The sequence below is a fragment of the Pseudomonas sp. PB106 genome, assembly GCF_009764645.1.
GTDB lineage: Bacteria > Pseudomonadota > Gammaproteobacteria > Pseudomonadales > Pseudomonadaceae > Aquipseudomonas.
Genome location: NZ_RWIM01000005.1, coordinates 42,446 through 55,277 on the forward strand (window position 1 = coordinate 42,446; position 12,832 = coordinate 55,277).

The 12,832-nt window shown below is 59.8% G+C and carries 12 protein-coding genes; 7 read left to right on the top strand and 5 right to left on the bottom strand.

What is annotated here, in order from left to right; translation table 11 throughout:
- Positions 1 to 70 precede the first annotated feature (70 nt).
- The 3 genes from EJA71_RS00920 (at position 71) to EJA71_RS00930 (ending at position 3,997) form a co-directional block, all read left to right on the top strand.
- A complete protein-coding gene (locus EJA71_RS00920) occupies positions 71 to 580 on the top strand; it encodes a sigma-70 family RNA polymerase sigma factor (RefSeq protein ID WP_158953491.1) in 510 nt (169 codons plus the stop codon).
- Positions 580 to 1,527: a FecR domain-containing protein gene (locus EJA71_RS00925; protein WP_158953493.1), complete on the top strand. Its 948-nt coding sequence runs from the start codon at positions 580 to 582 to the stop codon at positions 1,525 to 1,527. The genes EJA71_RS00920 and EJA71_RS00925 overlap by 1 nt, the downstream gene beginning before the upstream one ends.
- Positions 1,528 to 1,594: 67 nt before the next feature.
- The gene (locus EJA71_RS00930) at positions 1,595 to 3,997 is read left to right on the top strand and encodes a TonB-dependent receptor (RefSeq protein ID WP_158953495.1); all 2,403 of its coding nucleotides are present in this window, start codon (positions 1,595 to 1,597) and stop codon (positions 3,995 to 3,997) included.
- 61 nt (positions 3,998 to 4,058) lie between these two features.
- Here the strand turns inward: EJA71_RS00930 and EJA71_RS00935 are convergent, their stop codons facing one another.
- Positions 4,059 to 4,874 carry a DUF1206 domain-containing protein gene (locus tag EJA71_RS00935; protein ID WP_158953497.1) on the bottom strand — a complete coding sequence of 272 codons (816 nt, stop codon included), beginning with the start codon at positions 4,872 to 4,874 and terminating at the stop codon, positions 4,059 to 4,061.
- 189 nt (positions 4,875 to 5,063) lie between these two features.
- Between EJA71_RS00935 and EJA71_RS00940 the strand changes: the two genes are divergently transcribed.
- On the top strand, positions 5,064 to 5,312 hold the full coding sequence (locus tag EJA71_RS00940; RefSeq protein ID WP_158953499.1) for a CsbD family protein: 249 nt from the start codon (positions 5,064 to 5,066) through the stop codon (positions 5,310 to 5,312).
- A gap of 115 nt (positions 5,313 to 5,427) precedes the next feature.
- Here the strand turns inward: EJA71_RS00940 and EJA71_RS00945 are convergent, their stop codons facing one another.
- The gene (locus EJA71_RS00945; RefSeq protein ID WP_158953501.1) at positions 5,428 to 6,099 is read right to left on the bottom strand and encodes a lipopolysaccharide kinase InaA family protein; all 672 of its coding nucleotides are present in this window, start codon (positions 6,097 to 6,099) and stop codon (positions 5,428 to 5,430) included.
- 196 nt (positions 6,100 to 6,295) lie between these two features.
- Entirely contained in the window at positions 6,296 to 7,189 is an 894-nt protein-coding gene (locus EJA71_RS00950; RefSeq protein WP_158953503.1) for a LysR family transcriptional regulator, read from the bottom strand.
- 94 nt (positions 7,190 to 7,283) lie between these two features.
- Between EJA71_RS00950 and EJA71_RS00955 the strand changes: the two genes are divergently transcribed.
- Complete coding sequence (locus EJA71_RS00955; protein ID WP_158953505.1) at positions 7,284 to 8,450, top strand: MFS transporter; 1,167 nt, start codon at positions 7,284 to 7,286, stop codon at positions 8,448 to 8,450.
- A 108-nt stretch (positions 8,451 to 8,558) separates the two neighbouring features.
- On the opposite strand, the gene EJA71_RS00960 is transcribed toward EJA71_RS00955, so the two are convergent.
- Positions 8,559 to 9,473, bottom strand: coding sequence for a LysR family transcriptional regulator (locus tag EJA71_RS00960; RefSeq protein ID WP_158953507.1), 915 nt, complete (start codon positions 9,471 to 9,473; stop codon positions 8,559 to 8,561).
- Positions 9,474 to 9,688: 215 nt separating this feature from the next.
- Between EJA71_RS00960 and EJA71_RS00965 the strand changes: the two genes are divergently transcribed.
- Together EJA71_RS00965 and EJA71_RS00970 are read left to right on the top strand one after the other, a co-directional pair.
- Positions 9,689 to 11,020, top strand: coding sequence for a nucleobase:cation symporter-2 family protein (locus EJA71_RS00965; RefSeq protein WP_158953509.1), 1,332 nt, complete (start codon positions 9,689 to 9,691; stop codon positions 11,018 to 11,020).
- 31 nt (positions 11,021 to 11,051) lie between these two features.
- Complete coding sequence (locus tag EJA71_RS00970; RefSeq protein WP_008077533.1) at positions 11,052 to 11,561, top strand: nucleoside deaminase; 510 nt, start codon at positions 11,052 to 11,054, stop codon at positions 11,559 to 11,561.
- A gap of 114 nt (positions 11,562 to 11,675) precedes the next feature.
- On the opposite strand, the gene EJA71_RS00975 is transcribed toward EJA71_RS00970, so the two are convergent.
- Entirely contained in the window at positions 11,676 to 12,797 is a 1,122-nt protein-coding gene (locus tag EJA71_RS00975; protein WP_158953511.1) for an SMP-30/gluconolactonase/LRE family protein, read from the bottom strand.
- Between the last annotated feature and the right edge of the window lie 35 nt (positions 12,798 to 12,832).

Below are 12,832 nucleotides of genomic sequence, written 5' to 3' on the forward strand. Positions count from 1 at the left end.
TTTGTGTCCTGGGCAAAGTTAAATAGAATCAGTCTCATTTGAATTCTGACTTCGCGCAGGGCCTCTCCAGATGACTGAAGCAGCGACGCCATCGCCGCAGCACCTGCACGAACTCTATCGCGATCATCGCGGCTGGCTGGAAACCTGGCTGCGGCGGCGCATGGGCAACGCGTGGGATGCGGCCGATCTCAGTCAGGACACCTTCCTGCGCGTGCTGTGCAGCGCGCAACCGATCGCCGACATGCGTGAACCGCGCGCGTATTTGCTGACCGTGGGCAAGCGTCTGCTGAGCAATTTCTACACCCGGCGCAGTCTGGAAAAAGCCTATCTCGAAGCCCTCGCGCAGTTGCCGGAAGAGCGCGCGCCGTCGCCCGAGCAGCGTTGGCTGCTGCTGGAAACCCTGCAAGCATTGGATGAACTGCTCGACGGTTTGCCGCGAGCGGTGCGTCGGGCGTTTCTCTTGAGTCAGCTCGAAGGCCTCGGCTACCGTGAAATCGCCGAGCGTTTGCAAGTGTCTGAACGAACAATAAAACGTTATATGGCAACGGCTTATGAGCATTTCTTGATGTTGGATCTATGATGCGCGTAGCTCCCAATTCCGAAGCGCGCGACGTGGCGCGTGCCGCCGCGCAGTGGTTGGCATTGCTCGAATCGGGCGAGGCCAGTGAGGCGGATCACGCGCAGCTGAAAACCTGGCGCGACAGCGATAGTCGCCATGAAAACGCATGGCAGAAGATCCAATTGTTGCGTCAGCGTTTCTCCGGTTTGCCGGCAGAACTGGCCATGGCCACGCTGGATCGCCCGGACCTGGCGCGGCGTGCGGCGCTGAAGCGGGCGCTGGGCCTGGCCGCGCTGGTGCCGGCGGCGTGGCTGATCAGTCGCCAGTTGCCGCTCGACGTTTGGCGTGCCGATTTGCACACCGGCACTGGCGAACGCATGCAGATCCCGTTGGCCGACGGCAGCACCTTGCAACTGAACACGGCAAGCGCGGTGAACGTTGATCTGGCCAGCCGCCAATTGACCCTGGTGCGTGGCGAGATGGCGCTCAATGTGCCCGGCAGCACTGCGTTGACGATCAATGCGCCTTACGGACGGATCATCGTTAGCCGCAGCGAAATCTGCGTGCGTCTCAATGAGCGTGATTGCAACGTCTCGGTGGTCAGCGGTTCGGTGCAGTTACTGCCGTTACACGGACCGGCGCTGCAATTGAATGCCGGGCAACAGGTCAATCTGCAACCCTGGGGCGCCGGACCGGTCGCAATGTTCGATTCACAAATGCCCGGTTGGCGTGACGGTGTGTTGATGGCGCACAACCAGCCGCTGGGTGAGTTCCTGCGCGAGTTGAGCCGTTATCGCTCGGGGCTGTTGCGTTGGGATCCGACACTGGAACGCTTGCGCATCACCGGCAGTTTCCGCCTCGACGACACCGATAAAGTACTGGCGCTGCTGGCGGCGAGTCTGCCGCTGGAAGTGCATTCGCGCACGCGTTTCTGGGTCACGCTGACGCCGCGAAAAAATATCGTCTGAAGCCTGTCCCTTTTTTTCGCCTCACCGGTCATTGCAGATAAGTGAACAAAATCGAGAGCTTCTTCCAATGCCCGCAGTATTCCCAAGTCGTTTGCGTCCGTTGTTGCAGTTGAGCTTCGTGCTGAGCCTGAGTGCCAGCCCCGTGTTGATGCAGTCCAGTTGGGCCGATGACGCCGCCCGCCGCAGTTATCAGGTGCCGGCCGGCAGTTTGAGTGCTGCGCTGACCCGCTTTGCCGGGTTGGCCGGGGTCAATCTCTCGGTGGATCCGGCGCTGGTGAGTGGCCGCAACAGCAACGGTTTGTCCGGTGAATTCGCCGTGGAGGAGGGGTTCACCCGGTTGTTGCTGGGCTCCGGCCTGCAACTGCAACCGGTGGGCGATCATGCCTACACGCTGATCCCAGTCGCGGAGGGCAGCAGCCTGCAACTGGCGCCGACGTCGATCCTCGGCGCTACCGGTTCGGGCGATGCCGATGTGTTCGCTGGCGGCCAAGTTGCGCGGCGTGGCTCGCAGGGTTTGCTGGGGTCGAAAGACTTCATGGAAACCCCGTTCAGCATGACCACCTATACCAGCGAAGCGGTGAAGAATCAGCAGGCGCGCACCTTGGGTGATTTGATTGCCAGCGACCCGTCGGTGCGTGCGACCAACCCCGCCGGCGGGCGTTATGAGCAATTCACCATCCGTGGATTCAGCCTGTTTAACAGTGACGTTGCGTACAACGGGCTCTATGGCGTGCTGCCCACTTACACGATCGATATGGAAATGGCCGATCGCGTCGACATCCTCAAAGGCCCGAGCCAGCTCATCAACGGTATTTCGCCACGGGGCAGTGTCGGCGGCGGGATCAACGTGGTGCCCAAGCGTGCCACCGACAAACCGATCACCTCGCTGACGGCCAATTACGCCTCGAACAATCAGGTCGGCGGCGCGGTGGATGTCGGGCGGCGCTTCGGCGAGGACAATCAATTCGGCCTGCGCTTCAACGGCGTCAAACAGTCCGGCGACACCGAGTGGGATCACCAAAGTGTCGACCGTGACATGGCCGTGCTGGGCCTGGATTTTCGCGGTGAACGCTTGCGGCTTTCCACCGATATTGGCCACACCGAGCGCGACACCGATGCACCGCAGGAACGCGTGCAGGTCGCGGCGAATGCCAAGGTGCCGAGCCCGAACAGCGTGCATCGCAACTACGCGCAACCGTGGAGCCAGGCGAAAACCGAGGACACCTTCGGTACGCTCAACGCTGAGTTCGACGTCAATGATTCGGTGATGCTGTACGGCGGCGTCGGTGCGCGCAAAAGTAATCATGACTTCCTGCGCCACGCCGTTTCCGTCACCAATGACGCCGGTGATTTCAGCGTTCTGCCACGCGACTTCACCCGCGACGAAAACGTACGCACGGCCACGGCGGGCGTGCGCAACTGGTTCCACACCGGGCCGGTGAGCCACGAGGTCAATCTCGCGGCCAGCTACTTCTACATGGATTTCGAGAACGGCGGCGCGCGTTACGCGGCAGGGCGCAGCAATTTGTATGACCCGGTCGAAACCGCAAAACCCGGCACGCCGACGCGCAATGACGCCAAGGTCTACACCGAAAACCGCTTCAGCGGCGTGGCGCTGTCCGACACCCTGGGCTTTTTCGATGATCGCTTGCTGCTGACTCTCGGCGCGCGCTGGCAGCGGGTAAAAGTCGATGACTGGAGCGATGACATCAAAGGCGACACCGCGTATGACGAGGAAAAGGTTTCGCCCTCGGGCGGGATTCTGTTCAAGGCGACCGACAAGCTTTCGCTGTACGCCAACTACATGGAAGGCCTGAGCCAAGGCAAGATCGCGCCGTCGACTTCCATCAACGAAGACGAAATCTTCCCGCCGTTCATTAGCCGCCAGGTTGAAGTCGGCGCCAAATACGATGCCGGCGCCTACGCGCTGACCGCTGCGCTGTTCCGCATCAAGCAACCAGCTTATGAAACCAATGCGACCACGCGGGTGTTCGGGCCCAATGGCAAGCGCGAGAACAATGGCGTGGAGTTGAGCGTGTTCGGCGAACCGCTCAAAGGTTTTCGGTTGTTGGGTGGTGTGATGTACATCGACAGCGAACTGACCCAGACCACCAACGGCACCTTCGACGGCAATCGGGCGCCGGCGACGCCCAAATACAACGTCAACCTCGGCGCCGAGTGGGACGTGCCGACCGTGCAGGGGCTGACGCTGACAACTCGTGGTATCTATTCGAGCTCGCAGTATCTGGACCAGTCCAACGACAAGGAAATCGACTCGTGGGAGCGCTTCGACGTGGGCACGCGCTATGCCTTCAAAGTTGACGACAAGACCATCACCTTGCGCGGCAATATCGAAAACGTGCTGGATAAACGCTATTGGAGTTCGGCGGGGGCCTCGGATGACAGTGAGCCGGGGCTGACGTTGTCGACGCCGAGGACTTATCTGCTGTCGGCTACTGTCGATTTCTGATGATCACGCTTTGATGGGCGCGAGGGAGCAAGCTCCCTCGCGCCTTTTTCCATTTGGCTAATTACAACGATCCCGACACGCCCGGCACATCCATATTAATCTTGCGCCAGTACGCTTCAGAGAAACTGTAAACCGAGAAGGCAATCAGCCCCGCAGCCATCACCATCAATATCAGCCATCCCGCTGGCAAATTCTGCAGGGCGTCGAGGGCTTCTTTCATGCCCGGTGGGTCCATGGCTTTATATGCGGAACCGCTGACGGCCAGCAGCAAGGCAATTTCGATAAACACGACACCACGGGCGATCAGGCCGAACCGCGACACCGGGCGGACGTACTGCATGACGTCTTCGTCGGCTTCAAAGTATTTCTCGAATGACGCTTTCCAGCCTTTGATGATGTGAGCAATTCCCACGCCCAGCGGAATGAGCGCGATCAGGTACACCAATAGATTCGAGTATTGCCAAGACAACAGATGCGCCAGCCAGTCCTTGGTCTGGCCACCGGAATCGCCCGAGCTTTTAATGCCGCTGACCAGCAGGCCCAGTGCAAAGAATGCCAGCGCACCGTTGACCAAACCGCCCGCGAACAGACCGGCGCGAATCACCAGACCTTTGAAGTTTTTGCCGTGATGGTCGACATCGCGAGTCGCTTGCAGGAAACGCCAGGCGGCAAAAGCGAGCAGGCCCGCCACGACAATCCCAACCAGAAAATAACCAAATGGCTGAGCCAGCAACGCCTCGAGGCTTCTGTGGCTGTCTTTGGGTTTTGTCGAGTCATGCGCTGCCAGCAACGCGAAGATACCGATGATCAGGTAAAGCACACCTCGAGCGGCGTAGCCTCCCCGGGCGAGTATGACAAGACTGCGTTGCGCGGACATTGGATTGATTCCCGAGAGTGATTCAAGACCAGACCCCTCTGGTTGGGAGGGGTTCTATGAAAGAAGGGAAAACTGTGGGGCTCATCATCTTTGAACTAATCATACGGCGAACGCCCCTAATGTCTGGCTGCCCGCCATGCGGTCAGGGCTGTCGGATTTCCCCACTCACACACGCAGGTTTGAAGAATCATGAAGAGCGAACAAGTAGAAGGTGTAGCGGAAAAACTGGCCGGCAAGGCGCAGAGCGCAGTCGGTAGACTGATGGGTGATTCGACACTGGAGGCTGAGGGGGCAGGGCGCCAGGCTGCTGGCCAACTGACCAAAACCTACGGCGATACACTCGACAGTGTCTCGACGTTCGTCAAAGAGAAACCTGTCGCCGCACTCGCGATTGGCGCGGGTCTGTTGCTGTTGGTCAATCGTCTACTGCGCCGCTGATTCAGGAACTAGGGCGCTCCCGACTGGAAGCCCTTATTGTTATCGCCCCCTCACAATGCCCTGGATTCAAATACCGGAGATTGTGAGGGAGGCTGACCGCTTTACACGCAATGGCTTACATGGCTCGACCAATGGCTTGCTCATAGTAAGAAAGGAAACTCTGCCACTGCGCTTGATCCCAGAAAGAATGCCGTCTGAGTTGCGGGATGTCGTGCCGCGCCGCACCCATTGCAGTCACACGACCGCGAGACTTCTCCAGATCCAGCAGGGCCAGTTCGAAATCGAACTGCTCGCCCGTCATCGATGCCTTGATGAAGATGTGCTTGGAACGCATGCAACCGTGCTGCCATTTGCCCGAGTGCATCCGCGCGAGCATTTGCGCCAGACGCTGTAAAAGTTGCTGATGCTGCTCTGTCGTCAACAGGCTCGCGGCACCTTGGCCATACCAGGTATCCAGATCAATGAAGCCGCCGAGATCTTCGGTCACCAAGACACCTTGCCACACGCCTTCGACCTTTCTGGCGCCATAAAAAACCGGTCTTGGAGCATTCACGCCCAGCTTCTGCAGTCTGGACAGTGCAACGCCTTCACGCAGAGCGGTAGGGCGGCCAGTGGGATACCGAAAGCTGCGAAACAGATGGCCGGTTTGACGCTTGACGAAAAACGTCTTGTCATCTTTCACAATCAGCTGGACACCACTGGTGCCGCTGCGGCGCACATTCGGCGGCTCGACCCACTCCCCGGACGTACCCCACCAGAATTCAAACTCATTGCGTGCACGGCCCATTTATCCGCTCCATTTATTGTAGGAATTTTCAGTGCGACGTTTGCATTATCGCCGCGATAGCAGCTCTGTCCATGGGTGGAAGTTAATAGTTCCCTGAAATTCGCAACTTTTTGCCGCCAAGTTGCGATTTTTACGCCTGGTTTATCGAAAAGCGATGCCGCTTGGGGTGGTAGGTGTTGCACCCATGACTGGCGACTTACATCCGGTGATGTTCCAGCAAGAAGTCCACGAACAATCGCACCCGCGCCGGCATTGCCGCTCCGCCAACGAACACTGCGTGAATCGGTTCCTCGTCCCCGGGATTAAAGGCCTCCAACAGCGCAATCAAGTCGCCGCGCTGCAGATCCTCGCGCACGCTGAAATCGCCGATGCGTGCAATGCCGGCACCGACCCGCGCGAGTTGCGCCAGCGCTTCACCACTGCTGCATTCGATGTTGCCAGTGACCTTCAGGGAAAACTTTTCGCCATCGCGGATGAACGGCCAGTTGGACTCGGCACGCCGAAAGTTGAAGCGCAGGCAGTTGTGCTGCAACAGGTCTTCCGGTTTCTGCGGTGTGCCATGGCGCTGAAGATACTCCGGCGATGCCACCACGACCTGACCGGTGTCGCCGAGCCTGCGCGCGGTCAGCGGGCTGTCGGGTAGATGGCCAAAGCGCACCGCGACGTCGGCCTGGCCGCCAAGAATGTCGACCACTTCGTCGCCGAGGGTGAGGTCGACGACGATGTTCGGGTAACGGGCGCTGAAGGCTGCGACCAAGGGAACGATGGCGAGCCGACCATGGCCAAGGGCGGCACTGACTCGCAGTCGTCCCTTGGGTACGCCTTGATCGGCGATGGCTTCTTCGACCTCGTCCATGTCGGCGAGGATACGCCGGGCGCCGCGCAGGAACGCTTCGCCCTCGGCCGTGAAGGTGATCGCGCGGGTGGTGCGCAACAGCAGGCGGGTGCCGAGACGTTGCTCGGTTCGCGCGATGATCCGACTGACTGCCGAGGGCGTCAGGCCCAGTGCACGCGCGGCGGCCGAGAGACTGCCTTCCTGCGCCACGGTGGTGAACACGCTCATTTCACCTGACCTGCCGTTGAAATCCACTTGTGCCTCCTACGCAAAGGTGATTGCCAAAAATGCAGTCTACCGCCTGAAAAGCCGGGATCGTAGCATTGGCGGCATAGATGAGGAGCTTTCCATGCGTATCAATCCACCACTTGTCGCACTCGCCATTGGTGCCTTCGGCATCGGCGTAACAGAATTCGCCCCCATGGGCATGTTGCCGGGTATCGCTGCAGACTTGGGCGTTTCCATTCCCGCTGCCGGTTTGCTGGTCAGTGCTTATGCGCTGGGGGTATTGCTCGGCGCACCACTGATGACCCTGACTACCGGCAAGATTCCCCGGCGCTATCTGCTGATCGGGCTGATGGCGATTTTTACCCTGGGTAATCTGATGTCAGCCTTGGCCACCGATTACTACAGTCTCATGATCGCCAGGGTAGTGACCTCGCTGAACCACGGTGCATTTTTTGGCGTTGGCTCGGTTGTCGCCGCCAGCCTGGTCGCGCCAGAAAAACGTGCCGGGGCGGTGGCTGCGATGTTCATGGGCCTGACCCTGGCGACCATCGGCGGTGTGCCGTTGGCCGCTTGGTTCGGCGAGTTGTACGGTTGGCGCACGGCTTTCTGGGGCATTACCGGATTGGGCGTGGTGACGATGGCCGCGCTGTGGTTCGCGCTGCCCAATGTGCGGGCGCCGCAAAGCGTCGGGGTCATGGCGGAAATTCGGGTATTGGCGCGCGGCCCGGTGCTGGGCGCGCTGGCCCTGACCGTCGTCGGCTCGAGTGCGATGTTTACCGTGTTCACTTACATCGCACCGATCCTCAGCAACGAGACCCATGCTTCAACTGCCTACATCACCGCGATGCTGGTGCTCTACGGTGTTGGGTTGACGCTGGGCAACATGTGGGGCGGCAAAGCGGCGGACCGCTCGATAGATCGGACCCTCATTGCCTCGCTGAGCGTGCTGATTCTGGTCTTGCTGGCGTTCACTGTACTTATGCGCTGGCCGCTGCCCGCCGCCGTGGCCATTCTGATCTGGGGTATCGCCAGCTTTGCCTTGGTGCCACCGCTACAGATGCGCGTGATGGAAGCGGCCAAGGACGCGCCTAATCTGGCCTCGGCAGTGAACATCGGCGCCTTCAATTTCGGCAACGCGATTGGCGCAGCGCTGGGCGGTGCGGTGATCAACGCGGGTCTCGGTTATCCGGCGATTTCGCTGGCTGGCGCGGCAATGGCGGGCTTGGGACTGCTGATGGTGTTGGCGTTTGCCTGGCGTTCCAGAACGATTGCAGCCGCAGTGGTGTGACAAGCTCGCGGTCACTTTGAAACAGCCAAATTGGCGTAGCTACAACAGCGTTTAATCGAGGCCCGCACTGCGGGCCTCTTTGCTTCCCGGCGTGAACAGCGATCCACCTCACAGCGTGGTGATCTGCCCATTGCGATCCAGTTCATACACCTTGTTGCCCTGCAATTTCTCCTTCAGCCAACGCTCCGCCTTACCCAGCGGCCGCTGCCGCGCCCACAGCAAATCCACACCAATCTGCCAGTCCGTATGCGGATACGCCGAGAGCTGCATTTCCACCAGTTCACCCTTGGCCAGCTCACGCTGAATAAGCTGGCGGGGCAGGGTGGCCCAGCCGAGTCCGGCGCGGACCATTTCCAATAACGCCAGATAGCTTTCCGCTTGCCACAACTGGGTCGAGCGCAGGTATTCGCTGCTCGGCAGTTTGCTCGCGTGGGCGCTGAAGGCCAGGCGGCGGTGGACGTGCAGGTCGTCGAAGGTGACGTTGTCGAGTTGCGCCAGTGGATGCTCGGGGTGGCAGACGTGCAGCATGATCAGTTTGCCCAGTTGCTGGAACGCCAGTTCCTTGGGGTAGCCGGGCTGGGAGAACGCGACGCCGAGGACGGCTTCACCGCTGCTGACCAGTTCGCTGACGTCGCCATAGACCGGATGACGGATGATCAGGTCGACAAAGGGGAACGCGGCTTCGAAGGCTTTGAGCACCGGCATGATCGGGCCGTACGGCGTTTCAATGGCGAGCGTCAGGCTCGGTTCTACATTGTCTGAAAGGCAGTCGGCGTGGGCTTCGAAGGTCATGCAGCGCTCGAGCACGGCTTCGGCCTGCACCAGCAATTTGTGGCCGCTGGCGGTGAGGGCAGGGCTGCGGTTGCTGCGGTCGAACAGGTCGACGCCCAGATCCGTTTCAAGGTTGGCAATCGCTGCGCTGATGGTCGATTGAGTCTTGCCCAGTTTGCGCCCGGCGGCGGAGAACGATCCGCTTTTGACTACCTGGACGAACATCAACAGTTGATCGAGTGAGAAGCGCAAGCGGTGAACTCCCGTGTCGAGGTAAGGGGGTTGCAGCGGTTAACAATCGCCTGATTGTGCCATCGAAAAAAGCGATGGTTGCTAATTTGTTTCATCGCAATAAACGTTCAAAGATGGCCCCGCGTCAAACGATCTCCGGGGCGGATCCATCCTTGCAAACGCCCCTGAGCATGCCCGCGATCTCAACAGATGCCGCACTTTCAGGAGCGTGTGAAATGACCCCACAACGCATTCATCCGGTGGACGAGGTTTTGCCACTGCGACAGTTGTTTACGTTCGGCTTGCAGCATGTGCTGGTGATGTACGCGGGAGCGGTGGCTGTGCCGCTGATTCTCGGTAGCGCGATGGGGCTGACCTCGGCGCAGATCGTCTTGCTGATTAACGCCAACCTGCTGACTTCTGGCGTGGCGACACTGATTCAAACCCTTGGCTTCTGGAAGTTCGGCGCGCGCCTGCCGCTGATTCAGGGCTGCTCGTTCATTGCTCTGGCGCCGATGATCATGATCGGTAAAGAGTTCGGCCTCAGTCAGATTTTCGGTGCGGTGATTGCTGCAGGCTTCATTACGATTGCCCTGGCGCCGGTGTTCAGCCGCTTGCTGCGGTTTTTTCCGCCGGTGGTGATTGGCAGTCTGATCACCATTATCGGCATCTCGCTGATGCCGGCGGCGGCAATCTGGCTGGGCGGCGGCAATCCCGATTCGGCGGATTTTGGCAATCCCGCCAACCTGTTGCTGGGCTTGGCCACGGTCAGCGTGACGCTGGTGATCTACGCAAAGTTCAAGGGCTTCATCGGCAACCTTAGTGTGCTCATCGGCTTGTTCGTCGGCAGCCTGATCGCAGCGCTCTGCGGCATGACGCACTTCAGCCGGGTCAGCGAAGCGGCGTGGTTTGAACTGAGTGCGCCAATGGCCTTCGGGACGCCGGAATTCGCGCCGGTGCCGATCCTGATCATGACCCTGGCGATGCTGGTCATCATGGCCGAGACCACCGGCAATTGCCTGGCCATCGGCAAATTGACCGGCAAACCGACCACGCAACAAACCCTCGGTAACGCGTTTCGCGCCGACGGCTTGTCGACCATGCTCGGTGGCTTGTTCAACAGTTTTCCCTACAACGCCTTCACTCAGAACACCGGTTTGATTGCGCTTTCCAATGTGAAAAGCCGCTTCGTCGTGGCCGCTGCCGGGGCAATCATGGTGCTGATGGGCTTGTTCCCGAAACTCGGCGCGTTGATCGCCGCCGTGCCGACGCCAGTGCTGGGTGGCTGCGCGATCGTGATGTTCGGCATGACCACGGTGGCGGGGATTCAGGAACTGTCGCGGGTGCAATTCGAAGGGACGCGTAACGGCATCATCGTCGCCGTGTCGGTCAGTGTTGGCGTGCTGCCGATGTCCTTTCCGGCGCTATTCGAACACGTCGGCCCGACACTGAAACTGGTGCTCGACAGCGGGATCTTCCTCGGTGCGATCACTGCCATCCTGCTCAACGTCCTGCTCAACAACGAAAAAAAATCGACCGAAACCATCGGCGCTGAATTAGCAGACTGACTTTTTATCTTCCACTGCCCAGGAGTTACCCATGAATCAATTCACTCAGCTCATCCCGGCTGGCGTCAGTGAGCTTGATCTGACGTTGCTGCGCCAGACCATCGCCTTGTCCGAGGCATCGAAGCAACGCGGGCGCCATCCGTTCGCGGCATTGGTGGCCGACCGCAACGGCAAGGTGATTGTCGAAGCGGGGAACAACTCGATGCCGCCGGAAGGCGATCCCACTCAGCACGCCGAGTTGGTGGCAGCGGCGGCAGCGGCAAAACTGCTGTCGCCGCAAGAGCTGGAACTGTGCACGCTGTACACCAGCGCCGAACCGTGCTGCATGTGCGCCGGTGCGGTGTATTGGACCGGAATAGGGCGGGTGGTTTACGCCTTGTCTGAGCATGCGTTGCTGGGGTTGACGGGTGACCATCCGGAGAACCCGACGTTCTCGCTGCCGTGCCGCGAGGTATTCGCCAAGGGGCAGCGCAAGGTCAGTGTGTTGGGGCCGATGCTGGAGGGGGAGGCGGCTGAGCCGCACAAGGGTTTCTGGTCGTAAACGGCTGTTGGGCACCTGCCATCATCCGTTCGGGCTTGAATGCCGCGCATCTTCGGATGCGCGGCAGACTATTGTTCCGATGCTCACTAATTCAACGCAAGACGAACCTCGCTTTTACAACGCAAACGTAGTCCCACGAGTGTTCACGAACAGCGAATAGATCGAGTGACTGCTGGCCATGAACAACCGATTCCCTTCGCGTCCGCCAAAGCATAAATTCGGGCAGCGCTCTGGCAGGGAAATGTGTCCGATGGCTTTGCCCTGCGGATTGAAAACGCGCACGCCGTCGAGTTTTTCCAGGTCGGCTTTGGGATCGCCATTGCCGCCCCAGCCGCACCACAGATTGCCCGCTTCGTCGCATTTGATGCCGTCGATCGCGGCATATTCCAGCCCTTCGATGTGCTTGCGGCGTTCGCCGAGTGTGCCGTCGTCCTTCACGGCAATCGCCCAGATCAAGCGATTGGGCTTGGCGCGACCTTCAACGACGTACAGGGTTTTTTCATCGGGAGAAAAGCACAGGCCGTTAGGGCCGTTGAGGTCGTCGATGACCCGCGTGACTTTCTTGCTCTCGCCGTCGATGCGGTACAGGGCGTGGGGTTGGCTCGGGGTGATTTTGTGGCCTTCGTAGTTGTTGCCGGTCTGGAAGGGCGGATCGCTGAACCAGATCGATCCGTCACTTTTGCAGACGACGTCGTTGGGCGAGTTGAAGGGTTTGCCGTCGAAGCTGTCGGCCAGCACGGTGATCGTGCCATTGGCTTCAGTGCGCGTGATGCGCCGGCCTTCGCTGGTGGTGGTGGAGCCTTCGCAGACGATCAGACGCCCTTGGCGATCCCGGCACATGCCGTTGGAGAAGTTCGAATGTTCGCGGTACACGCTGAAGGTGTCGGTGATTTCGTCCCAGCGCATGATGCGATTATTGGGAATGTCGCTGACCAGCAAATAGCGGCCATCACCGACCCACACCGGTCCTTCGGCCCAGCGCATACCGGTGGCGAGTTTCTCAACGCTGGCGTTGAAAATCCGCAGCTCGAGGAAGCTGTCATCGAGGATGTGAATCAGTGGATCAGGGTAGCGCTGACTCAAGGGCTCGGCGGCCTCGGCGATCCGGGTGAGGGCAGTGCTGCCGACGGTGGCAAGCGTGGCGGAAATGGCGAGGGATTTTTTCAGGAAGCTGCGGCGGGTATTGCCTTGCGCTCGGTCGAGGCTTTCAGGCCTGGCGGAATGGGATGAGTCCATGTAGCGATCTCCGTGGTTTTATTGTTTTTGGGAGA